21 protein-coding genes, 2 tRNA genes and 1 pseudogene are annotated in these 21,150 nt (G+C 59.9%); 11 read left to right on the top strand and 13 right to left on the bottom strand.

The window, feature by feature from the left end; genetic code table 11:
• The first annotated feature begins 114 nt into the window (after positions 1–114).
• Entirely contained in the window at positions 115–1,047 is a 933-nt protein-coding gene (locus ACOI6Z_RS02520) for a nucleoside recognition domain-containing protein (protein ID WP_420686894.1), read from the top strand.
• Here ACOI6Z_RS02520 and ACOI6Z_RS02515 read toward each other — a convergent pair.
• The gene (locus ACOI6Z_RS02515; protein ID WP_023290304.1) at positions 958–2,580 is read right to left on the bottom strand and encodes an alpha/beta hydrolase; all 1,623 of its coding nucleotides are present in this window, start codon (positions 2,578–2,580) and stop codon (positions 958–960) included. The two genes, ACOI6Z_RS02520 and ACOI6Z_RS02515, sit on opposite strands and share 90 nt — an antisense overlap.
• A 272-nt stretch (positions 2,581–2,852) precedes the next feature.
• On the opposite strand from ACOI6Z_RS02515, the gene pmrD reads away from it, so the two are divergent.
• Positions 2,853–3,098 carry a signal transduction protein PmrD gene (gene pmrD / locus ACOI6Z_RS02510; protein ID WP_023290305.1) on the top strand — a complete coding sequence of 82 codons (246 nt, stop codon included), beginning with the start codon at positions 2,853–2,855 and terminating at the stop codon, positions 3,096–3,098.
• A gap of 129 nt (positions 3,099–3,227) precedes the next feature.
• Positions 3,228–4,682 (top strand): AMP nucleosidase, encoded by a 1,455-nt coding sequence (locus tag ACOI6Z_RS02505; protein ID WP_420686892.1) that lies wholly within the window; start codon positions 3,228–3,230, stop codon positions 4,680–4,682.
• A gap of 168 nt (positions 4,683–4,850) precedes the next feature.
• Here ACOI6Z_RS02505 and ACOI6Z_RS02500 read toward each other — a convergent pair.
• The 3 genes and pseudogenes from ACOI6Z_RS02500 to ACOI6Z_RS02490 form a co-directional block, all read right to left on the bottom strand.
• Positions 4,851–4,926, bottom strand: a tRNA-Asn gene (locus ACOI6Z_RS02500).
• A gap of 126 nt (positions 4,927–5,052) precedes the next feature.
• Positions 5,053–6,489, bottom strand: coding sequence for an EmmdR/YeeO family multidrug/toxin efflux MATE transporter (locus ACOI6Z_RS02495; RefSeq protein WP_032456343.1), 1,437 nt, complete (start codon positions 6,487–6,489; stop codon positions 5,053–5,055).
• A gap of 89 nt (positions 6,490–6,578) precedes the next feature.
• Positions 6,579–6,677, bottom strand: a pseudogene (locus tag ACOI6Z_RS02490) (DUF5951 family protein); the annotation flags it as partial.
• A 5-nt stretch (positions 6,678–6,682) separates the two neighbouring features.
• Here ACOI6Z_RS02490 and ACOI6Z_RS02485 point away from each other — a divergent pair.
• Both ACOI6Z_RS02485 and ACOI6Z_RS02480 read left to right on the top strand, forming a co-directional pair.
• A tRNA-Asn gene (locus ACOI6Z_RS02485) sits at positions 6,683–6,758 on the top strand.
• Positions 6,759–7,011: 253 nt separating this feature from the next.
• The gene (locus tag ACOI6Z_RS02480) at positions 7,012–8,115 is read left to right on the top strand and encodes an AarF/UbiB family protein (RefSeq protein ID WP_130953023.1); all 1,104 of its coding nucleotides are present in this window, start codon (positions 7,012–7,014) and stop codon (positions 8,113–8,115) included.
• Here the strand turns inward: ACOI6Z_RS02480 and ACOI6Z_RS02475 are convergent.
• The 3 genes from ACOI6Z_RS02475 to ACOI6Z_RS02465 form a co-directional block, all read right to left on the bottom strand.
• Complete coding sequence (locus tag ACOI6Z_RS02475; protein ID WP_023290317.1) at positions 8,112–9,083, bottom strand: sensor domain-containing diguanylate cyclase; 972 nt, start codon at positions 9,081–9,083, stop codon at positions 8,112–8,114. The genes ACOI6Z_RS02480 and ACOI6Z_RS02475 overlap by 4 nt on opposite strands.
• Positions 9,084–9,287: 204 nt before the next feature.
• Positions 9,288–10,124, bottom strand: coding sequence for an alpha/beta fold hydrolase (locus ACOI6Z_RS02470; protein ID WP_044524034.1), 837 nt, complete (start codon positions 10,122–10,124; stop codon positions 9,288–9,290).
• 179 nt (positions 10,125–10,303) lie between these two features.
• Positions 10,304–10,879, bottom strand: coding sequence for a hypothetical protein (locus ACOI6Z_RS02465; RefSeq protein ID WP_420686889.1), 576 nt, complete (start codon positions 10,877–10,879; stop codon positions 10,304–10,306).
• A 131-nt stretch (positions 10,880–11,010) separates the two neighbouring features.
• On the opposite strand from ACOI6Z_RS02465, the gene ACOI6Z_RS02460 reads away from it, so the two are divergent.
• Positions 11,011–11,925: a LysR substrate-binding domain-containing protein gene (locus tag ACOI6Z_RS02460; RefSeq protein ID WP_048297841.1), complete on the top strand. Its 915-nt coding sequence runs from the start codon at positions 11,011–11,013 to the stop codon at positions 11,923–11,925.
• A gap of 5 nt (positions 11,926–11,930) precedes the next feature.
• Here the strand turns inward: ACOI6Z_RS02460 and ACOI6Z_RS02455 are convergent, their stop codons facing one another.
• Together ACOI6Z_RS02455 and ACOI6Z_RS02450 are read right to left on the bottom strand one after the other, a co-directional pair.
• Positions 11,931–12,266 carry a DUF1869 domain-containing protein gene (locus ACOI6Z_RS02455; RefSeq protein WP_023290321.1) on the bottom strand — a complete coding sequence of 112 codons (336 nt, stop codon included), beginning with the start codon at positions 12,264–12,266 and terminating at the stop codon, positions 11,931–11,933.
• Positions 12,267–12,270: 4 nt separating this feature from the next.
• Positions 12,271–12,603, bottom strand: a complete 333-nt coding sequence (locus ACOI6Z_RS02450) for a DUF1971 domain-containing protein (protein ID WP_002911866.1) — start codon at positions 12,601–12,603, stop codon at positions 12,271–12,273.
• Between ACOI6Z_RS02450 and ACOI6Z_RS02445 the strand changes: the two genes are divergently transcribed.
• Entirely contained in the window at positions 12,602–12,856 is a 255-nt protein-coding gene (locus ACOI6Z_RS02445) for a hypothetical protein (protein ID WP_048297843.1), read from the top strand. The two genes, ACOI6Z_RS02450 and ACOI6Z_RS02445, sit on opposite strands and share 2 nt — an antisense overlap.
• Here the strand turns inward: ACOI6Z_RS02445 and ACOI6Z_RS02440 are convergent.
• A complete protein-coding gene (locus ACOI6Z_RS02440) occupies positions 12,827–14,737 on the bottom strand; it encodes a putative bifunctional diguanylate cyclase/phosphodiesterase (RefSeq protein ID WP_072422157.1) in 1,911 nt (636 codons plus the stop codon). The genes ACOI6Z_RS02445 and ACOI6Z_RS02440 overlap by 30 nt on opposite strands.
• A 10-nt stretch (positions 14,738–14,747) precedes the next feature.
• Entirely contained in the window at positions 14,748–15,245 is a 498-nt protein-coding gene (locus ACOI6Z_RS02435) for a molybdopterin-dependent oxidoreductase (protein ID WP_032428930.1), read from the bottom strand.
• A 305-nt stretch (positions 15,246–15,550) separates the two neighbouring features.
• On the opposite strand from ACOI6Z_RS02435, the gene shiA reads away from it, so the two are divergent.
• Both shiA and ACOI6Z_RS02425 read left to right on the top strand, forming a co-directional pair.
• Positions 15,551–16,870, top strand: coding sequence for a shikimate transporter (shiA, locus tag ACOI6Z_RS02430; protein ID WP_420686886.1), 1,320 nt, complete (start codon positions 15,551–15,553; stop codon positions 16,868–16,870).
• 46 nt (positions 16,871–16,916) lie between these two features.
• Positions 16,917–17,657, top strand: a complete 741-nt coding sequence (locus tag ACOI6Z_RS02425; protein WP_420686884.1) for a lipoyl protein ligase domain-containing protein — start codon at positions 16,917–16,919, stop codon at positions 17,655–17,657.
• Here the strand turns inward: ACOI6Z_RS02425 and ACOI6Z_RS02420 are convergent.
• Positions 17,617–18,573: a LysR family transcriptional regulator gene (locus tag ACOI6Z_RS02420; RefSeq protein ID WP_048297844.1), complete on the bottom strand. Its 957-nt coding sequence runs from the start codon at positions 18,571–18,573 to the stop codon at positions 17,617–17,619. The genes ACOI6Z_RS02425 and ACOI6Z_RS02420 overlap by 41 nt on opposite strands.
• Positions 18,574–18,689: 116 nt before the next feature.
• On the opposite strand from ACOI6Z_RS02420, the gene ACOI6Z_RS02415 reads away from it, so the two are divergent.
• Positions 18,690–19,079, top strand: a complete 390-nt coding sequence (locus ACOI6Z_RS02415) for a tautomerase family protein (RefSeq protein WP_023290327.1) — start codon at positions 18,690–18,692, stop codon at positions 19,077–19,079.
• A 21-nt stretch (positions 19,080–19,100) separates the two neighbouring features.
• Here the strand turns inward: ACOI6Z_RS02415 and ACOI6Z_RS02410 are convergent, their stop codons facing one another.
• Positions 19,101–19,832: an HPP family protein gene (locus ACOI6Z_RS02410; RefSeq protein ID WP_023290328.1), complete on the bottom strand. Its 732-nt coding sequence runs from the start codon at positions 19,830–19,832 to the stop codon at positions 19,101–19,103.
• A 199-nt stretch (positions 19,833–20,031) separates the two neighbouring features.
• Between ACOI6Z_RS02410 and ACOI6Z_RS02405 the strand changes: the two genes are divergently transcribed.
• Positions 20,032–21,141 (top strand): adenosylhomocysteinase, encoded by a 1,110-nt coding sequence (locus tag ACOI6Z_RS02405; protein WP_101992230.1) that lies wholly within the window; start codon positions 20,032–20,034, stop codon positions 21,139–21,141.
• Positions 21,142–21,150: the final 9 nt, after the last annotated feature.

Genomic DNA, 21,150 nt, shown 5'->3' with positions numbered 1-21,150 from the left:
CTCCTCCCGGCGCCCCACGGCGCCGGTCCCCGGGGCGATCCTGACATATCATTTCCTTCCCCACGGGATTATGATGACGCGAACGAATGGCTTTGCGAGTGGTAAAGAACGTAAATGGATGTCATAAGCATCATTATGGCGGCGGGCAAATCGTCCGTTGACGTCGCGCTGTATACGCTGTTGCCGATCATGGTGATCATGCTGATTATCATGAAATATCTGGAGGTCCGCGGCATCCTCGATGTGATTGTGCGCTGGGTTGCGCCATTGCTGAAGCCCTTCGGCTTAACCGGGATGAGCGCCTTCGCCCTGATCCAGATTAACTTTGTCAGCTTCGCCGCCCCGCTGGCCACGCTGTCGATTATGGACAAACGCGGCGTTTCTGACCGGCAAATAGCCGCCACCCTTGCCATGGTCTTCGCCATGGGGCAAGGCAACGTCTTTTATCCCCTCACCCCTTTCGGCCTGCACTGGCTGGCCTCGATCGTTATCTCAGTGGTCGGCGGCCTGTGCGCGGCGGCGGTCGCCTGGCACGTCACCGGACGGCGCCTATCGGTCGCCGAGAACCCTCGCGCGGAAGCGCTGCCCAACGCCGAGCAGAACAGCCAGGGCATTCTGGCGGTGATCAACAGCGCCGGCTCCGACGCCATCCGCCTGGCGCTCGGCGCGGTGCCGATGCTGATCCTGTCGTTAACCATCGTCGGACTGCTGCAGGGCGCAGGCGTCATCGACCTGCTGCAGCAGCTGCTGAAACCGGTGCTCGGCTGGCTGCATATTCCGCAGAACTTTGTGCTGCCGGCGCTGGTGAAGTGCGTCGCCGGGGGCACCGCTTATTTTGGCGTCATTTCCGAGCTGATCCAGCAGGGCAAAGTCACCGTCAGCCAGGTCAACGCCTCGGCAGGTCTGCTGATCCAGACCTTCGATCTGCCCGGGATCGGTATTTTCCTCGGCATCAGTTCACGGTTTGTCCGCCTGTTTCGCTTCGTGGCTCCCGCGGCGATCGTCGGCATTCTGCTGCGCACCGTCCTGCACCTGATCCTCTTTTAACGCCTCCGCGCTGGCCTGCGCCTTCAGGCAGGCCACCACCGCCGCCTGCTCGCCGCAGGCGATATGCTCATCGACGCGGGCCAGCATCCACGGAAAGAAAGGATTGGAGGTGACGCGCATTAACGTCTCCAGCCCCACGCTCAGCGTCCCGGTCTCTCCGCGCAGTGAAATGGTGCCCAGGCTAATGCCGTAGCGGTTCTTCTCGTCCGGCTCGCGACCATACAGCGAGTCGCTCAGGGGAAACGGCACTGCCACATGCGACAGGGAGTACATATCCGCCGGCCAGGCAAGGTGTAAGGGATAACGATGCTCTTCCCGTTCCTGCGCCAGCGTGGTACGGGCGATGGTCTGCAGGGTGTGCGCCGTCGCGTTGGTCACCACCGTCGTGGTATAGGCCCGCGGCGCCGGCGGCAACAGCGTATTCACCGCCGCATAGAGCGCGGGACGGAACAGGACCCGGAGATCCGCCGCCTGGTTTATGTCGAACACCACCAGCTCGCTGCCGTTGTCCGGCAGGTAGCGATACAGGGACTCCACCACCGCCCGGGTGCTGACGGTGGAATCCATTATCGACTGAAAGGTGAGGACCGGCGGCAGCGCTTTCAGTTCCCCCTGACGGGACGCGCGAATAATCTGCTGCTGCAGCGCCTGGCTCAACAGCCAGGACTGTCTCGCCGCTTTTACCGGAAACGAGTTGTACTTGAACGGATTAAACTCAGGCGCCACGTTCAGCCAGGCCGCGCGGGCAAACGCCGGGAAGATGGACGGCAGCCCGGCGAGACCGGCAAAACGGGCAAACGCCGTCACGCCGATCATCGGCGACAGCAGGATAATCTGCTGCGGCTGGCGCAAGTGGCTGTCCTCCAGGCTATCGAGGGCATACTTGAGCGCCAGCGCGCCGCCGTTTGAGTAGCCGACCAGATGCAGCGGCACGTCCGCCCCGGCCAGGCGCGTCGCTTCCCGCACCGCCAGACGCGTTGCCGCCAGCCAGGTCTCCCAGTCAACGGCGGTTAACGCTCCCGGCGCGGTGCCGTGGCCCGGCAAACGCGGCGCCACCGCCACATAGCCCCGCTGCCGCCAGAGCTGCGCCAGATAGCGCACGCTGTAGGGCGAATCGGTCAGGCCATGGAGCAGCACCACGCTGCCGCGCGGCTTGCCCTGCGGCAACAGTATAAAAGAACGGTTCCAGTCCTGCGTAAACTGTCCCGGCCAGACGCGGCTGTGGCGATAAAAGCGGTTGACGGGGGTTTTATCTTCCTCCGGTAAAGCATCCGTCACCTCGCGCTGGAGATCGGCGAAAATGGTCTTCTCCCGCGCCAGATATTGGGCAAAGGTCGCCTGGTCGATCTCTTTGGCCGCCATCTCATTGCCGCGCCAGGTATGCCAGCGATGCAGCGCCGGGCCGCGCTGCGACTCATAGATCCGTCCGGCGAGAAACACCACCAGCAGCGCCAGCACCGCAATGCTCCCTTTTTTCAGCAGTGAGCCGATAACGGCGCCCGACGTTCGCCAGTGTCGTAATAGATGCTTCATAACGCTCTCTCTGATATTTATCGCGTAGCCGAACGCGTTCTGCCCTATTCCTGACAGGCGCTTCTCACGATCTGCTTTTCAGCATAGTCATCGCTTCCGGCAAATTAAACCCGGCAGATCATTCCCTGCCGGCGAAAAAAAACCTACCGCTGAGATCAACGTTTGGTCGCCTGTTTTTAAACACTGCATAAACCAGCGGGATAATCTTATTGTCAGATTTTTAAGAAACATGAATTATCGGCGGATGTGTCACCAGGAGAGGAAAAAAACAGATGGAGTGGTGGGTAAAAAAAGTCCAGGATAATTCTCCGTCCAGCCCCTGCCGCGTCGTGCTCCAGAGCGGCGCACTGGAGATGATCGCTGAGATTGAAGCCTGTCGCCTCCGCCTGCGGGAAGGGGATAAACTCACACCGCTGGCCGATGCGCGCTATTGTCTGAATAATAATCCGGCGCAGACATTGAAGATCCGCAACGCCAGCCATTATAGCAGCGCGCGCTGGGCAAACGCCGGTAAATAAATCGAGTCCGGCCCCTGTGCCGGTATTGATCTGAGTATCTTCGCAACTGACAGATAAATTCCCCTTCGCCCTTTTCCCGCTGTGACATACTATCGGGAATGTCAGCAGACCTGAAACAAGGAGCGAATCATGAATAACAAGGCCGCCAGTCTGACCCCGGAACAAGCGCTTGCCGAGCTGGAAGCGCGTTATGAAGCCTCGGTCACGGCGTTGCGCAAAGCCATCGGCGACTATATTGACCATCATACGCTCCCTGATACCGAAGCCCGCGCGGAAGGCCTTTTTGTCTATCCGCAGCTGTCGGTCTCTTGGGACGGCGCCGATCATAAAGCCCTTAAAACGCGCGCCTGGGGACGTTTCACCCATGAAGGGTGCTATACCACCACCATCACCAACCCGAAACTGTTCCGCCACTATTTGCTCGAACAGCTGACCCTGCTGTATCAGGACTATGGCGCCCATATTAGCGTCGAGCTGTCGCAGCATGAAATCCCCTACCCTTACGTGATAGACGGTTCCACCCTGACCCTTGACCGTTCGATGAGCGCCGGTCTGACGCGCTATTTCCCCACCACCGAGCTGTCGCAGATTGGCGATGAGACCGCGGACGGCCTGTTCCATCCTACCGAGTTCTATCCGCTGTCGCACTTTGACGCCCGCCGCGTCGATTTTTCGCTGGCGCGTCTGCGGCACTATACCGGCACCCCGGCGGAACACTTCCAGCCCTACGTGCTGTTCACCAACTATACCCGCTACGTGGATGAGTTTGTCAGCTGGGGCTGCAGCCAAATCCTCGATCCTGACAGCCCCTATATCGCCCTCTCCTGCGCCGGCGGGATCTGGATCACCGCCGAAACCGAAGCGCCGGAGCAGGCTATTTCCGATCTGGCGTGGAAGAAGCACCAGATGCCGGCCTGGCATCTGATCACCCACGATGGCAAAGGGATCACCCTGATTAACATTGGCGTCGGCCCGGCCAACGCCAAAACCATCTGCGACCACCTGGCGGTGCTGCGCCCGGATGTCTGGCTGATGATCGGCCACTGCGGCGGCCTGCGTGAAAGCCAGGCCATCGGCGACTATGTGCTGGCCCACGCCTATCTGCGCGACGACCATGTACTGGATGCGGTGCTACCGCCGGATATTCCCATCCCCAGCATTGCCGAAGTGCAGCGCGCCCTGTACGACGCCACCAAGCAGGTGAGCGGGATGCCGGGCGAGGAAGTGAAGCAGCGGCTGCGTACCGGGACGGTGGTCACCACCGACGACCGTAACTGGGAGCTGCGCTATTCCGCTTCCGCGCTGCGCTTTAATCTCAGCCGCGCGGTGGCTATCGATATGGAGAGCGCGACCATCGCCGCCCAGGGCTATCGTTTCCGCGTCCCCTACGGCACGCTGCTCTGCGTCTCGGACAAGCCGCTGCACGGTGAGATCAAGCTCCCCGGTCAGGCCAACCGCTTCTATGAGGGGGCCATCTCTGAGCATCTGCAGATCGGCATTCGGGCCATCGACCTGCTGCGCGCCGAGGGGGATCACATGCACTCGCGTAAGCTACGCACCTTCAACGAACCGCCGTTCCGCTAACCGGCGACGGGGGAAGAGAGAGGAAAACGCTGGCGTTCCCCGCAGGGGAGCGTCAGTGGCCGGGTGAGCGAGACAAACGGCCCGGCGGTGGCTGCGGATGTTGAGTCCGCAAGGAAACGGACAGACAGAAAAGCAAAAAGCCTGCTCGAAAGCAGGCTTTTTTAAATTTGGCTCCTCTGACTGGACTCGAACCAGTGACATACGGATTAACAGTCCGCCGTTCTACCGACTGAACTACAGAGGAATCGTGTGAACGGGGCGCATATTAACGATGACGCCGGACGCTGTAAAGCCTGTTTTTAATAAAATGAATCGTTTGCCGAATAATTCCTCACTTTGCGCAAAAAATGGCGTTTATCCGGCAAACGGATCAGGTTTCCGGCGTTGAGGCCTTCACCCGCGGGTACTTCCACAGCCATCGGCCGCTCACCATGCGGAAGTAAAACAGCGCGCCACGCACTGCCCAGTCGAGCACCATCCCTAACCAGACGCCGATCACGCCCATCCCCAGCACGATACCCAGCGTATAGCCCGCCACCACCCGGCAGCCCCACATGCCGAGCATCGACACCCACATGGTATAACGTACGTCACGGGCGCCTTTGAAGGCGCAGGGTAAAGTCCACGACAGCGACCAGATCGGCATAAACAGGGCGTTGAGCCACAGCAGCTGCTTCACTACCTCTTTTACGTCTTCTTCATGGGTATAGAACGAGGCGATAAAGCCCGCGAACGGGGCGCTGCCCCAGGCAATCAGCGTCAGAATAATGGTCGACAGCCAGAACACATGCCAGGCCTGGAATTCCGCCTGGCCAATCTGCCCTTTCCCCAGCCGCTTGCCGGTAATGATCGTCGAGGCGGAGCCGAGGGCGTTGCCCGGCAGGTTAATCAGCGAGGCCACCGAAAAAGCAATGAAATTGCCGGCGATAACGTTGGTGCCCATCCCGGCGACAAACATCTGGGTCAGCAGCTTACCGCCATTGAACAGAACCGATTCGATACTGGCCGGGATGCCGATCCCCATCACCTCCCAGATAATGGCGAAGTTAAAGGGTTTGAAGTAGCCCTTCAGCGACAGCCGCAGCGCGGGATTGAGGCCCACCATCAGCACCCAGATAGTGGCGATGGCGCCAATATAGCGGGCAATGGTCAGTCCGAGACCGGCGCCGACAAAGCCCAGCCCCGGCCAGGAGAAGAGGCCATAGATGAGCACGCTGCTGATTAGGATATTGAGGATGTTCATCCCGCCGTTGATCAACAGCGGGATTTTGGTGGTCCCGGCTCCGCGCAGCGCCCCGCTGCCGATTAGCGCAATCGCCGCCGCCGGATAGCTCAGCACCGTCAGCTCGAGATAGGTCAGCGCCAGGTCCTTCACCTGCGGGGTGGCATCGCCGGCGACAAAATTAATAATCTCCTGACCAAAAGCGTGGATCACTCCCGCCAGCACAATAGAAAACAGGGTCATAATGGCCAGCGACTGGCGCGCGGCCGCTCTCGCCCGCCGCCGATCTCGCTTACCGAGGCTAAAGGCCACCACCACCGTGGTACCCAGATCGATAGCGGCAAAAAACGACATGATCACCATGTTAAAGCTATCGGCCAGGCCCACCCCGGCCATGGCCTCTTTGCCCAGCCAGCTGACAAGGAAGGTGCTCAACACCCCCATCAACAGCACACAGGCATTTTCCAGCAGAATGGGCACAGCGAGAGGGCTGATTTCGCGCCAGTACAGCACACGATAACGCTGACGTTTTTTAAACCAGGATGTCCGTTCGACGGCCTGGCGTACGGCGGAGGTGACGTTCAAGAGAGACCTTAGTGAGAGATGTTGAAACAACATTTCAAATGATGATCGAGAAATGGATATCCTGCAAAGTATTTTTCCGTAATCATTGTCGGAAATGACAACAAATTGTTGATGGAAGCGGCAGTTGCACCTGAACGGGCGAATTGATGTTTGACAAAAGATTTTTCGCCGCTAAGATACGACTCCACACGATTCCTCTGTAGTTCAGTCGGTAGAACGGCGGACTGTTAATCCGTATGTCACTGGTTCGAGTCCAGTCAGAGGAGCCAAATTTAAAAAGCCTGCTTTCGAGCAGGCTTTTTGCTTTCTTGCGTCTCTGGCGTTAACTCTGAATCGCACCCAGCCTGGCAAACACCTCATTGACAACGGCGTCAGGGCCGCCGCTCTACGCCCCAGGTATCCTCCGTGAACGCGCCACCGCTCAGCCTGAAAAAGCGCCCGGCGGTAGGATGATTTTGCTGACGCTTGCGGGTGAGATAGCGTGGATAAATCACTCTGTCCCATGTCTTTTAAGGAGGCGCCATGAACCTCAGACAACAGCAGCAGCAGGCGTTCGATCGCAGCGGAGAACCTCTTATCGTCGGCGACGTCAATCACTGTCCACTGCCGCCGGAGACCCTCGCCGCGCTGGCTGCGGATTCACCCTATGTGGTGCAGGTAAACGGTTCGGGGCTGACCGGCGAGGTTTACCGGCTGCGCATCGCCGGCAAGGAGTACAATTTAAAGAAACGACGCGCCGTCGCCGGCGTTGCCAACCTTAACGGCCAGCTGTCGTTTTTAAACGAGGTACAGCGCCGGCAGGCGTTGCAACGGCTGAAGGATGACCCAAATACCGCGCCGCGCTTCACCCACATCGTCCCGACGCTGTATGCCGATTATCGCCTCGGCATCCTCCTCTCCCCCTGGATCGATGGCGAGCCGATTCACCAGCTGACCCCGCCGCTGATCGCTCAGCTGTTCACCACGCTGGAAGCCTGTGAGGAGCAGGGGCTGATGGAGTGGGATCTCTGTAGCGGGAACCTGCTGGTGGACCGGGAGGAGCAGCTGTGGCTGTTCGATTTTGGCTATATGTATCCCTTCGACCCGCTGAGAGAATTCAACAGCAACGGTCTGGCCGATCCCCTGTTTCACTTTGTCGAGCGCTTTGAGACCCGCTTCTTTTTTAGCTGGCTGATGACCCGGGTGCCCGATGCCGAACAGCAGCTGGCGCAATATCGCGAGATGAAGCGGCTGGCGGTCGAAAGCTACCGGCGCAAGCTGGTCTGGCTTCGCGCCCGGCGGGCATCTCCGCAGGTGCAGGCTCATTTTCAGCAGATAACGGCGCGCTGGGAGACGGGGCTGGCGGACCCTGCCGCGCTGAGCCGGTTATTTGCCCTGGAGGCCTTCCGCTCACACGTGCTGGATATTGAAGACGACCTGCATGGCCAGTCCTGCACCTTGCTCACCCTGCAACGTATCGACTGGGTGATAGGCCAGCTGGAACAGCATTATGACTTTATCGCCGATCAGGGCGGCCTGTTTTATGACAACGCGGGGAAATCGCAGCAGGCGCTGCTCGGTGACTATGCGCAGAAGCGGCAGCAGGCGCAGGAGTACCTGCTGAATGCCGCCGCCGCAAAGGATTAACGGCGCTCGCGCCCCTGTTTCTGCTTCGCCTGATACATCAGGCGGTCGGCAGTGGCCACCAGCGCGTTGAGACTGGGGTGGCTGGCGGGATCGTACTCCACGCAGCCCCAGGAGAACGCCAGCTGCCAGGGGTGAGCCGCCTGCTGGTTGAAACGCGCCACGTTGTGGCTGAGCGTCTCCATCGCCGCCGCGGCATCGTGGCGGCTGGTATTGGCGAACAGAATAATAAACTCATCGCCCCCCTGCCTGGCGAGGATATCGGATTCACGGAAGGCGGCTTTCATCAAATCGGCGATGGCGATCAGCGCGCGATCGCCCTCTTCATGCCCCCAGGTATCGTTGATGTGCTTAAAGCGATCGAGGTCGACAAACGCCAGGCTGACCGGCTCATGACGGCGCTGGGCCGTCAGCAGGGCATACTCGGCCAGGGTGAGGAATCCCCGGCGGTTAAACAGTCCCGTCAGCTCATCAGAGGTTGCCGCATCCAGCACCTTGAACTCATCCTCCACGATCGCCGCCAGATCGCTTAAGATCTGCATTTCATGCGCGGAAAACGAACGCGGCTGATGGTCCATCAGGCAAAAAGACCCCACCGTCGCGCCATCCGGCAGCTGCACCGGGTACCCGGCGTAAAAGCGGATAAACGGCGCCTGGATCACCAGCGGGTTGTCGTGAAAACGCTCGTCCTGCTGCATGTCGTTAACGATAAGCGGGTCGGTTTGCAAAATGGTATGGGCGCAAAATGAAATATCTCTCGGCACCGTGTCCACATCCAGACCGGCACAGGATTTGATATGCAGCAGATCTTCCCCTACCAGGCTGATGGACGCCACCGGCAGGTTATACAGCGAACGGGCAAGCCTGGTAAGGCGATCAAAGCGTTCTTCTTTTCCGCTATTCAACAGCCCGGAAGAGCGAAGCGATTGCAGGCGACGCTGCTCGTCGGGATGAAGTCCGGCTAATTTCATTGTCTCTCTCTTGTCTCTTGCGCAGAATTCCACCGGGTTTCCCGCGGGAAACCCGGCGTTTTATCCTGCCAGGGGGAAAATAGTCGTCAGGTATCCCATGAGTTAAGCAGATTTCCCCTGCTCGTCAACCGGCGCGCCCCGGCGACGGGCGACCGGGGCGCTGGCGGAAGGCCATTGCGGCATTCCGCCCGGCGAAAGGGAAGATCAGGCGCGGATAAACGCCAGCAGATCGGCGTTGATGGTATCGGCGTGGGAAGTGTGCATCCCGTGCGGGAAGCCAGGGTAAACGATCAGCTGGCTGTTGGGCAGCAGCTGGTCCTGCAGGATAGCGGCATTTTTATAGGGAACCACCTGATCGTCATCGCCCTGCATGACCAGCACCGGCAGCGTAATCGACTTAAGATCTTCGGTCTGGTCCGTTTCTGAAAACGCCTTAATACCTTCATAATGGGCTTTGGCGCTGCCGATCATCCCCTGTCGCCACCAGTTCTGGATCGTCCCCTGCGACACCTCCGCTCCTTCACGATTAAAGCCATAGAACGGGCCAGAGGCGACGTCGAGATAGAACTGGGCGCGGTTAGCCGCCAGCGCTTTGCGGAAACCGTCAAACACCTCGATCGGCGTGCCGCCAGGATTCTGTTCGGTTTTGACCATCAGCGGCGGAACGGCGCTGATGAGCACCGCCTTCGCCACCCGCCCCTGCGGCTGGCCGTAGCGGGCCACGTAGCGGGCGACCTGGCCGCCGCCGGTGGAGTGCCCGACGTGGACCGCATTGTGCAGATCCAGATGCTCCACTACCGCCGAGACGTCTGCCGCATAATGGTCCATATCATGCCCCTCGCTGACCTGATCGGAGCGGCCATGGCCCCGGCGGTCGATGGCGATGACCCGAAAGCCTTCGGCAAGGAAAAACAACATCTGGTTATCCCAGTCGTCGGCGCTTAACGGCCAGCCGTGATGAAAAACAATCGGCTGAGCTTCCTTCGGACCCCAGTCTTTGAAGTAAATATTGACGCCGTCTTGGGTGGTGACAAATGCCATGTTACAGACTCCTCTTTCAGGATAACCAGCCTGCAGGCCCGTGCCTGGACTGAATGCCGACGGCGGCCGGCTGAGATGCCAGCCGCGCAGGAATGTGATGCCAGTAACAGTGTAGAAGAAATTTATCACCCCGCCGGACGACTTATCCCGTTTCGCTTGATCGGCTCGCCTGAACCCGGCTACGCCGCACTCTCCTGCTGGCGGATGCGCACAATCAGCGCGCCGAGCAGCGCCCAGTCCAGCAGCACGGCGAAGGCAAAGTTCACGCCGCCGCGTCCTGCCCCGGCGGTGTGCCAGGTCAGCAGCGTCGCCGCGATAGCGACAGCCACGCTCAGCGCCGTGGCGCCGCTGACGCGGCGACCCGACAGTGCCGCCCGTCCCGCGGCAACGCGCCAGGCGACAGCCGCCCCCGCGCTGCCGAACGTCACGCCGGGGAGCAGCGACGGCCAGGCCTGGCCGCCATACCAGGCCACCAGCGCCAGCAGCCAGCCGGCCGCCGACACCAGGAAGGCCCAGCGTGTCGCCGTCAGGGGCGCCCGATAGAGCCAGGGCTGCGCGCGCGCGAATCCCCATCCGGCGCCGAAGGCCGCGATCAGGAGCGCCAGCAGACCCAGCGTGCCGCTCCCCCCGATAATGGGGGCCATGATGAACAGCAAGGCCCCGGCGGCGAAGACTACGCTGAGGGCGATGGCGCGACCGCGCGGGTCGAAGGTTCCCGCCGCGTCCGCGGCGGCATGGTGGTGTAAAACGTGCATATTCAGCTCCTGACACATTAAACGGCATGAAAATAACTCATGTCATCGTCTTTACATGCCCGTAGCCTATCGCCACTATACAGGGACACACAAACGCATAGTTTTCAGCCATAGATGAGAAAAACTCAGCCATGAGAACACCCCGCCTGCCGCCGCTGGGCGCCCTGCGCGCCTTTCACGCCGTCGCCCGCCAGCGTAGTTTTAAACTGGCCGCCGGGGCGCTCGGCGTCAGCGCGACGGCGGTCAGCCATCAGATCAAACTGCTGGAATCGGTCCTGGAGTGCCGGGTCTGTGAACGCAGCGCGCAGGGCGTCAGCCTGACCGCCGATGGCGAGATCCTCTACGCCGCCACCCAGCGCGCCTTCAGCGCCCTGGAGCAGGCTGTCGTCCAGATAGCCCAGGCCCGCCAGCCGCCATCCTTAACCGTCACCACCACCTCCAATTTTCTCACCCACTGGCTGGTGCCACGGCTGGCGGACTTCACCGCCCGCTTTCCGGCTATCGACCTGCGTCTGCACACCAGCGTCGAAAGGGTGGATCTGCATCTGGGCACCGTGGACGCCGCGATTCGCTATCGCGAAACGCCCGAGCCGGATCTGTGCTGTACCCTGCTGCATAAGGATCGCTTTATCGTGGTCGCCAGCCCGACGCTGGCCCTCAGCCGGCCTGACGATCTGGCGCAGGTGACGCTGTTTCACGTCGCCAACCGGCACGTACCGGCCGATTCGCCGAGCTGGGAGAACTGGCGTCGCCGCTATGGACCGCCGACGCTGAATATTGACGCGGGGTTAACCTTTAGCGATGAAACCCATGCCCTGCAGGCGGCGGTGGCCGGCCAGGGGGCGGTGATCGCCAGCGAACTGCTGGCGCGGGATCTGCTGCAGCGCGGGGTATTATCCGCGCCATTCAGCGGCGCATTGCCGGGCGCCAGCTACTATCTGGTCACCACCGAAGCGGCAGCGCAGCGGGCGGATATTATCGCGCTGCGGGAGTGGCTGGTGGGTCAGATGGCCCTGGTCGACAGCGGCCAGCCGGCAGCGGGATAGCGGCCTTACCAGCCGCAAACGTTGGTCTCTTCGTCGGACTCATAGCCGCGGACGATATTGATCAGCTCCTTCACCGCATCGGCCGCGGTAAGCGGGTCGCGCAGCGCCGCCAGCGAGGAAAAGCTTTTATCGACCGAGACGCCGTTATTGTTATTGGTGACCGTCAGCACAAACTCCCCCTCTAAATTGTCGTCCGGCAGAGCGCTCAGCAGCCCATTAACGGCCTCTACCGCCTGCTGCGGAATATACAAGACCATCGGTTTGAGGAATATTTTTTCTTGTTTCCGCTGAAGCCGGCCATTCTCTACCGCTAAGGTATAACCTTTATTTTCACTGTTCATAATTTTATCCCTCGATGAGAATTTTCGGATCAACATAGAAGTCGACATTAAATACCGTGTCCTCCGAGAGGGCCTCAATGCAGTGCCATTTTTCCGGCGGAAAAACGCCAAACTGGCCGGCTTCAATGGTCAGCGTTTCAACCGGTTCGGGGCTGGTTTCATCGGCATAGCCGAGATAGCGGATCGCCCCCTGCATCACCGACAGCCGGGGATAGACCCCCTGGCGGGTGCCAGCGTCCAGATGGCGGCGCCAGATAGAGGCCGGAGCGGTCTCCTTAGTCCACAGCGGCGTGCTGCGGGTATGAACGTAATGGGTGGGAATAATAATTCGCTGCATGATTGCGCCTCACTTTACCGTCGCAAAGGATACGGTCAGAAATAGCCTATATGATGCATATCATATACCTCTTTCAAAGGTGAAGGATATTATTTTCCTGGCGAATTTTATCTCTACTCCTTTTTATACCCCTCTGGGATTAGCGCTAAGAGAAAATAAAAAAGGCGATTCCAGCTTGCTGAAATCGCCCGGAATAATATCTTTAAGGGCCTTCATATTTCATTTAGCGCAGCGGACTCGGTTTGCCGATTAAATAGCCCTGCACCAGGTCGCAGCCCAGCGCCTGCAGCGAGGCCAACTGCTCTTCGGTCTCCACGCCTTCAGCCACAATGCGCATATGCAGGCTCTTTCCCATGCTGATAATCAGGCGCACGATATCCAGATCGTCTTTTTGCTCCGGAATATTGATAACAAACGAGCGGTCGATTTTGATTTTATCGAACGGGAAGTAGCTTAAACGCGACAACGAAGAATAGCCGGTACCAAAGTCATCGATGGAGATTTGAATGCCCTGCTCGCGCAGCTGGCTGAGAATTTCCAGCGAACGGGTGTTCTCATTGAACACATCCGACTCGGTGATCTCCAGATCCAGCCGTCGTGGATCGAGTCCAGTCTGCTGCAATACGCTGATAATGGTGTCGGTCAGCGAGGTGTTCATCAGCTGAATCGGTGAAACGTTGACCGAGACCTTGAGCGGCGTCGCCCAGCTGGCCGCTTCGGCACAGGCGGTTTTCAGCACCCACTCGCCGAGGGCATTGATAAGGCCGATTTTCTCTGCCACCGGGATAAACACCGTCGGCGGCACGGCGCCGCGCACCGGATGGAACCAGCGAACCAGCGCTTCATAACCGTAGATTTCGCGCGTAACGGTATCGGCGATCGGCTGGTAGTAGACTTTGAATTCGTCATGGGCCAGGGCCTGCAGCAGATCGTCTTCAAACGATTTATTCTCCTGCAGACGCTGCAGCATTCCCGGCCGGAAGATTTGCACATGGCCGCTGCCCTCTTTTTTCGCCTCATACAGGGCGAGGTCGGCGCACTTGTACAGATAATCGGTCCGGCTTTCGCCATCAGAGATCACGATCCCGATGCAGGCGTCGATATTAATCTGCGCATCGTAGATCAGATAGGGCTGGCTGATCTTCTCCCGGATAACATTGGCCCGCTCGAGCGCCATCTCTTCGGTCAGATCGTAAGAGAGCATCGCGAACTCATCGCCGCCGAGACGATACAGCGTCTCTGAGGTTTTACGGAAAAAAGAGAGGCGGCTGGCCAGATCCTGCAGCAGCTTATCGCCGGCGTCATGCCCGAGGGTATCGTTTACATCCTTAAAGCTGTCGAGGTCGAAAAGCATCACCACGGCGCAGCCATTATAGGGGCGCACCTGATTGACGATCTCCTGCAGACGCTGCCAGAAAGAGAGACGGTTGGGCATACCGGTCAGCGAATCATGGTAGGCATCGTACTGCAGTCGACGGTTCTGCACCTGCAGCTTCTCTTTCGAGGCCTGCAGATCGTTGGCCAGGGTTTTCATACGAACGTGGGCGCGCCGCAGGTTATTATTCTGCCGCAGCATCAGCAGACCGAGGGAAATACACATGGCGATCAGCAGAATGGAGATCACCGAGTAGATATAATAGAGATGCTGAATTTTATCATGGGTGATATTAACGATATTAATATCTTGCGTCAGCGTGGCGGCCGCCATTGAGGTCAGGGGACCATCCAGCTCGCTTAACACCGGCAGGATCGCTTTAACCTGCGCCGGTGTCATGGTATCAACTTGTTTATCAAGCAAATGGAGATTGCGGATCAGCGTGGCGACCACCGCCTTCCGCTGTTCGCTTTTATTAATAAAGCGACCCAGATCGCCCTCCTGCAGGAGTTCGATCTGGCTCATCATGATCTCGAGGCGCAGGCGCACCTCATCGTGGTCCGCCCCTTCGGCCCCAATCGCCATTCCCGCCAGACGAGACTCCAGTCGCATATATTCCGATACCATCTGCGACATTGACCACGAGTCCGTATAGCGGGTAAATTTTTGCAACTCACTTTGTCGCTCATGCACCAGATAAGTAATATATCCAGTCACAATAAACAACGACAAAATAATAGCCGTGAGTATTCGATTCAAGATCCGACCCTTACTCTATTATAATCTTAGAAACTTGCCAGGCCGATCGGGAATAATAGATCTGGTTCTGTAATTCAGCGCTGCTGTCGTAAGGGTAGACGATAAATAACGGGCCTTTATCCCGAACGCGCATATATTGGCCGTTCATTTTTAACGCCATAATGACCGGGAATTTATAAAAATCGTCCATCGGGATAATGGTGGTGTAGTCGTTGAGCGCCAGCACGCGGACGGATTGGCCTTTAGCGCCGACTAAATCCATGAGTTTATTAAGGGGAATGCCGTCAAAACGGACCTTGCCGGTGTACCAGGGGGTGGTGGTTTCCACCGTCTTCATGCCCAGCTTTTCCAGCATCGCGAGATCAAAAACCGCCTTGTCACCGACGTTCGTATTTCCGATTTTGCCGGAAATGGTCAGTACAGGTTTTCCTGTCGGCGCAGGCAGTTTTTCAGCATAAGCAGAAGGCAACATGACAGAACAAAATAAAACTGCAAGAAGTAGACGCATTTAACTCACCATTCCAGAGAAGGAGACATGTTAAGTGTAAACCATTTACGTCAATTCTTAAAAGGTGCTCCTCTTTGTTATCCGTTGATTTAATTAAAAGTATAAGCTTGCTGGCAAATTGCCAGAATGTTGAGTAAAGGGTGTGATTTCGCCCGCCTTTCCGGTCGCTTATTTTTGCACCAGCTCGCCGCTTAGCAGGCAAACTACTTTCCTCCGCGGCCGCTGCGCGGTAGTCTCAGTGCAGACGCTACGCGAAAAGCGTCTCATTCCAATAACAACGAATTACGTGACTGACAGGACAGGGTATGGATTCAACAATAAGCGTGCAGCCCGGCGAGGCGCCGGATTCGCTGCATCGGGCCCGGCGGGCGGCATGGGGCAGCTTTGCCGGCGCCGTGGTCGACTGGTACGATTTTCTTCTCTATGGCATTACCGCCGCGCTGGTGTTCAACCGCGAATTTTTCCCGCAAATCAGCCCGGCGATGGGCACCCTTGCCGCGTTTGCCACCTTCGGCGTCGGGTTTCTTTTTCGCCCGCTGGGCGGGATTATCTTTGGCCACTTCGGCGACCGTCTCGGGCGCAAGCGGATGCTGATGATGACCGTCTGGATGATGGGTATCGCCACCGCCTGCATCGGCCTGCTCCCCTCATTCAGCCAGATCGGCTGGTGGGCGCCGGTGCTGCTGGTGTTTCTGCGGGCGGTTCAGGGCTTTGCCGTCGGCGGCGAATGGGGCGGCGCGGCGCTGCTCTCGGTGGAGAACGCGCCGAAGGGAAAAAAAGCCTTTTACAGCAGCGGGGTGCAGGTGGGCTACGGCGTCGGCTTGCTACTCTCCACCGGGCTGGTATCGCTGATCAGCAGCCTGACCGCCGACGAGCAGTTCCTCAGCTGGGGCTGGCGTTTACCCTTCCTGTTCAGCGTGGCGCTGGTTCTGATTGCGCTGTGGATCCGTAACGGTATGGCCGAATCGCAGGAGTTTGAAGCCCAGCAGAGCCAGGCCAACGCGCCGCAGGTGAAAAAGCGACTGCCGGTGGTGGAAGCCCTGCTTCGCCATCCCGGGGCGTTTTTACTGATTATTGCCCTGCGGTTGTGCGAACTGCTGACCATGTACATCGTCACCGCCTTCGCCCTCAACTACTCGACGCAAAACCTCGGCCTGCCGCGCGAGCTGTTCCTCAACATCGGCCTGCTGGTGGGCGGCCTCAGCTGTCTGACTATCCCCTGCTTCGCCTGGCTGGCAGACCGCTTTGGCCGTCGGCGGATCTATATTACCGGGGCGCTGATCGGCACGCTGAGCGGTTTTCCGTTCTTTATGGCGCTGGAGAGTCAGTCCGTTTTCTGGATCCTGTTCTTCGCCCTGATGCTGGCCAATATCGCCCATGATATGGTGGTCTGCGTCCAGCAGCCGATGTTTACCGAGCTGTTCGGCGCCAGCTATCGCTACAGCGGCGCCGGCGTCGGCTACCAGGTGGCGAGCGTGGTCGGCGGCGGCTTTACGCCCTTTATCGCCGCGGCGCTAGTCACCTTCTCCGGGGGCTCCTGGCACAGCGTGGCCCTCTATCTGACCGCGGGTTGCCTGCTGTCAGCGCTCACCGCGCTGCTGATGAAAAAGCATACCGTCGACTGACCAGCTTTCGGAGGGCGCGACCCGCGCCCTCCGGTAAGGAGAACGCATGTCTCTGTTGCCCCTGGCCGACTGCTGGCCACGCCGCTTTACCCCCGCCTCGCTGGCGCTGCAGTTTTGCGAGGACCCCACCCAGGCGGAACAACCGCTGTTTGCCAAAGCCGGCGCCGGCGAGGCCGTCGCCCAGCTCTGGCAGGCGCCGCAGGGATTCGTGGTGCCGGGGAGCTATCGTCAGTTTGCGGACCTGCCGGCGGTCAGCGCGCGTTTTGCCGCGCGGGGCTGGCCGGTATGGCTCCGCCGCTCCGGGGGCGGTCTGGTGCCCCAGGGGCCGGGGATTATCAACCTCAGCCTCGCCTGGCCGGTGCAGCAGCCGCTCGGCGAGGCCGCCGAAACCATCTATCACTCGCTGTGCGCTGTGCTGCAGCGCACCCTCGCGCGCTTCGGCGTTGCCAGCCACGCCCGGGCGGTGAGCGGTTCCTTTTGCGATGGCCGGTATAACCTCGCCTGCGGAGAGGGAGAGGAGGCGCGCAAGATTGTCGGTACCGCCCAGTACTGGCGGCCGCAGACGGCGAGCGGCGGCCATGTGGTGCTGGCCCATGCGGTGATCCTTATTGACGCCGACCTTAGCGCGGCGCATCAGGCGGCGAACGCCTTCGAAGCGCAGCTCGGCAGCGGGCGGGTCTACCGCGCCGACAAAACCGTCACCCTGGCGCAGTTGCTTCCCGGCGAGCGCCATCTGCTCCCCCGCTTCAGCGAGGCGCTGGCCCGGGAGCTGGACGCGGCTCGCTGAAGGTCGCTTTCAGGTAGCGGCTAAAGGTCTCCACCGCGCGCGACACCCGCGGAGTATAGGGCCGGATGACGTACAGCCGATCGGCGAACACCTCCACCGGCTGCCACGCCGGCAGCAGCTCCTGCACCAGCCCGCGGCCGATAGCCTCCCGGGCGCTAAAATCCGGCAGCAGCGCCACCCCCAACCCCGCCAGCACCGCATCGCGCAGCGACTCGCTGTTGTTGGTGGCGAACGGCCCCTGCACGTTGATGGTCACCCGCTCATCGGGCGTCTGGCGGGAGGCGAACGTCCACTGCGGGCGCTGGGGCCCACGGGGATAGGTCAGGCACTGGTGTTGACGCAGATCGTCAGGCGTCTCCGGGCGGCCATGGCGGCGAATATAGTCGGCGGATGCGACGATCAGCGTGGCCGTGTGGCACAGCGGCCAGGCGACGTGGGTGTCCGGGAGCGCCTCGCGCCGACAGTGGCGGATGGCGAGGTCGAACCCTTCGCTGCCGAGAGAGACCAGCCGGTCGGTCACCTCCAGCTGCAGATGCAGCTGGGGATGTTGATGTAAAAAGGGCGCGATCGCCGGCACCAGCTGCTGACGGGAAAAGGCCACCGGCGCGGTCAGGCGCAACGTCCCCCGCAGCGGTCCGCCCTCATCGCAGGCGCCGGTGAAAATATCCCGCAGCTGGCCAAACGGCTCACTGAGCTCCGCCACCAGCCGCAGCCCGTCGTCGCTGAGGCTGACGCTGCGGGTGGTGCGATGGACCAGCGTTTTACCGGTCACCCGCTCCAGCTCGCTGATTTTCTGGCTGATGGCCGACTTGCTGATCCCCAGCTTTTCCGCGGCCCGGGTATAGCTTTTCTGCTCTTCCAGCACCGTCAGCCAGTAAAGATGGGCCCAGTAACTCTCCGGACGACTCTCGCTCATATTGATTGTTCACCAGTAAAAACAATGTATTCAACTATAGCGGTTTTTGCCCGCGACGGCATCGGCTAGCATCCATATCAGACAGCGATTATTCCCTAACGATAAGGACCACCTGCATGCCATTACTGACATTTGACCTGATTGAAGGCCGTACGGAACAGGAGATCAGAACCCTGCTGGATGCCGCTCATCGCGCCGTGCTGCGCGCCTTCGAGGTACCGGAACGCGACCGATACCAGATTGTTCACGAAAACAAAGCCCATCATATGGTGATTGAAGATACCGGCCTCGGACTGACCCGCACGCGGGATCAGGTGGTGGTGCGGGTCTATACCAGCCCGCGCAGCGACGCGCAGAAGCAGCGTTTCTTCGCCATTCTGCAGGAGGAGCTGGCGGAACACTGCGGCCTGAGCGGCGATGATGTGATGGTGTCGATTATCAGCAACCAGAAAGGCGACTGGAGTTTTGGCCGCGGGGTCGCGCAGTATCTTACCGGCGATCTCTAACCCGCGGCCGGGAGGGCGCTGTCAGCGGCGGCCTGCCGCCGCGATGCGCTGGCGCGCCTGTTGTTCAATATTTTCCAGCAGTTCCTGGACATCGTCTTCGTCAATGTCGAGGAACTGGCCTTCCAGCAGGGCGGCGTGAATATCTTCCCGGGTAACCGAAATGCCCAGCGGCACCGCACGGGATTTGACCTCCTCCGCCGCCAGCGGATGGGGGTAGCGGCGGCCAACCAGATTGTTAAACACGATGGCCAGCAGCGCCAGCATCAGCGAGTTGAGCAGCACCGGCGTCAGCACAAAGTGATAGCCTTCGCTGTGCACCCCGGCGCCGCCGAGGATCGCCGTCAGGGCCACCGCGCCGCCGGGAGGATGCAGGCAGCGCAGAAAATACATCCCGGCGATGGCCAGCGCCGCCGCCAGCCCGCAGGCCAGCGCCGGGTCGGGCACCAGCATACCCACCGTGACGCCGATCAGCGCCGACAGCACATTGCCGCCGACAATCGACCACGGCTGCGCCAGCGGACTGCTCGGCACGCCAAACAGGAGTACCGCCGATGCGCCCATGGGGGCAATAAACCACAGGTTGACTTCGCCGAGCAGCCAGTGGCTGAACATGCTGGTCACCGCCAGCCCGGTGCCGGCGCCGATGGAGCCCAGCACAATATGCCGACGAGCCACCGGCAGCGCGTGCGGCTTCAGCCGCCCAAGGAAAATCCGCAGCCGTGAAAACAGGCCCGCGGGAATAACGCTCAACATCACTTTATCGCTCAGATCATAGGAGTTACTTATATTTTATTTTCTTTTTTTAACCTTACATTAACAACCCTGTATTTAGCAGGGGATCGCGCGGGCGGCGATTTCCGGGCGGCGCAGGGCTGTGAATTCTCGCCCGGGCTGATAGAATCCCTTTTCTGTCAGGGGGATACCCCTTTTGCGAACTGAAGGTCATAACCCAGTGAATAATAAAATCTCTTTAGCGAAAGAAGTGGCATGGGCCAGCCAGAATATGCCGCGTACCCTGCGTCAGGTCGCCGCCCTGCCCGACCTCAGCGGCGTCCGCCTTGCCTGCTGTATGCACCTCGACATGAAAATGATCCCGCTGGTGCAGGGGATCCTCGACAAGGGCGCTCAGGTCTTTTTAACCACCTGTAACCCCACCACCGTGCAGGACGACGTGGTGGCCTGGCTGGTGGAGCGCGGCGCCGAGGCCTGCGCCTGGCGCAATATGAGCGATGCCGACTGGCAACAGTCATGGGAAAAAGCGATCGCCTGGCAGCCCACTCACCTGTGCGAAATGGGGGCCGATCTCACCACCCTCCTTCACCAACGCGGCGAGTTCGGCAACATCATGGCGGGTCTGGAAGCCACCGGCTCCGGCGTCAATCGACTGGGGGATATTCAGCCCGGCTATCCGATCTTTAACTGGGACGATCTGCCGGTCAAAGAGGGGCTGCATAACCGCCATATGGTCGGACTCACCGCCTGGCACACCTTCTTCCAGACCACTCATCTCACCCTGCATGAGAAAAAAGTGCTGGTGATCGGCTACGGCCTGGTTGGCCAGGGCGTCGCGGCGGCGGCAAAAGCCTTTGGCGGCCAGGTGATGGTGGCGGAGATCGATCCTGCCCGTCGGCTGCAGGCGGCCTATGACGGCTGGCACGTGGTCGATCTCCAGGAGGCTATCGCCTCGGCGGACGTGGTAGCCACCGCGACAGGCGGTAAAAACGTGGTTAATCGCCAGGCGCTGGACCGGGCGAAAGCGGGCGTGTTTATCCTTAACGTCGGCCACGTGGCGGAAGAGATCGACGGCGAGTACCTGCGCCAGTACCCTCAGGAAGAGGTGATGCCGTATATCAACGCCTACCGCATGGCTGACAAAACCGTCTACCTGATGGCCAATGGCTCGATGCTCAACCTGACCGCCGGCTTCGGCGACAGCCTTAACGCCTTTGACGTCACCCTGGCGGTGATGGCCAGCGGTATCGGCCATATTGTCAGCGACGGTATGCGCGCCCCGGCGCAGGTTTACCTGCTGCCGCAGGCGGTCTGGCAGCAGGCGCTGTAAACCCGGCGC

The sequence above is a fragment of the Klebsiella sp. C239 genome (assembly GCF_048822715.1).
Classification (GTDB): domain Bacteria; phylum Pseudomonadota; class Gammaproteobacteria; order Enterobacterales; family Enterobacteriaceae; genus Klebsiella; species Klebsiella quasipneumoniae.
Note: the sequence above shows the minus strand (reverse complement) of the source record. Positions and strands in the feature narration are given on the sequence as shown.

Coding starts and splice junctions, on each gene's coding strand:
- ACOI6Z_RS02445 (WP_048297843.1), top strand. CDS start 12,602: ATGATTGCGCCTCACTTTACCGTCGCAAAGGATACGGTCAGAAATAGC.
- shiA (WP_420686886.1), top strand. CDS start 15,551: ATGGATTCAACAATAAGCGTGCAGCCCGGCGAGGCGCCGGATTCGCTG.
- ACOI6Z_RS02455 (WP_023290321.1), bottom strand. CDS start 12,266: ATGAACAGTGAAAATAAAGGTTATACCTTAGCGGTAGAGAATGGCCGG.
- ACOI6Z_RS02515 (WP_023290304.1), bottom strand. CDS start 2,580: ATGAAGCATCTATTACGACACTGGCGAACGTCGGGCGCCGTTATCGGC.
- ACOI6Z_RS02505 (WP_420686892.1), top strand. CDS start 3,228: ATGAATAACAAGGCCGCCAGTCTGACCCCGGAACAAGCGCTTGCCGAG.
- ACOI6Z_RS02435 (WP_032428930.1), bottom strand. CDS start 15,245: ATGCGTCTACTTCTTGCAGTTTTATTTTGTTCTGTCATGTTGCCTTCT.
- pmrD (WP_023290305.1), top strand. CDS start 2,853: ATGGAGTGGTGGGTAAAAAAAGTCCAGGATAATTCTCCGTCCAGCCCC.
- ACOI6Z_RS02450 (WP_002911866.1), bottom strand. CDS start 12,603: ATGCAGCGAATTATTATTCCCACCCATTACGTTCATACCCGCAGCACG.
- ACOI6Z_RS02415 (WP_023290327.1), top strand. CDS start 18,690: ATGCCATTACTGACATTTGACCTGATTGAAGGCCGTACGGAACAGGAG.
- ACOI6Z_RS02475 (WP_023290317.1), bottom strand. CDS start 9,083: ATGAAATTAGCCGGACTTCATCCCGACGAGCAGCGTCGCCTGCAATCG.
- ACOI6Z_RS02470 (WP_044524034.1), bottom strand. CDS start 10,124: ATGGCATTTGTCACCACCCAAGACGGCGTCAATATTTACTTCAAAGAC.
- ACOI6Z_RS02480 (WP_130953023.1), top strand. CDS start 7,012: ATGAACCTCAGACAACAGCAGCAGCAGGCGTTCGATCGCAGCGGAGAA.
- ACOI6Z_RS02425 (WP_420686884.1), top strand. CDS start 16,917: ATGTCTCTGTTGCCCCTGGCCGACTGCTGGCCACGCCGCTTTACCCCC.
- ACOI6Z_RS02520 (WP_420686894.1), top strand. CDS start 115: ATGGATGTCATAAGCATCATTATGGCGGCGGGCAAATCGTCCGTTGAC.
- ACOI6Z_RS02460 (WP_048297841.1), top strand. CDS start 11,011: ATGAGAACACCCCGCCTGCCGCCGCTGGGCGCCCTGCGCGCCTTTCAC.
- ACOI6Z_RS02410 (WP_023290328.1), bottom strand. CDS start 19,832: ATGTTGAGCGTTATTCCCGCGGGCCTGTTTTCACGGCTGCGGATTTTC.
- ACOI6Z_RS02420 (WP_048297844.1), bottom strand. CDS start 18,573: ATGAGCGAGAGTCGTCCGGAGAGTTACTGGGCCCATCTTTACTGGCTG.
- ACOI6Z_RS02465 (WP_420686889.1), bottom strand. CDS start 10,879: ATGCACGTTTTACACCACCATGCCGCCGCGGACGCGGCGGGAACCTTC.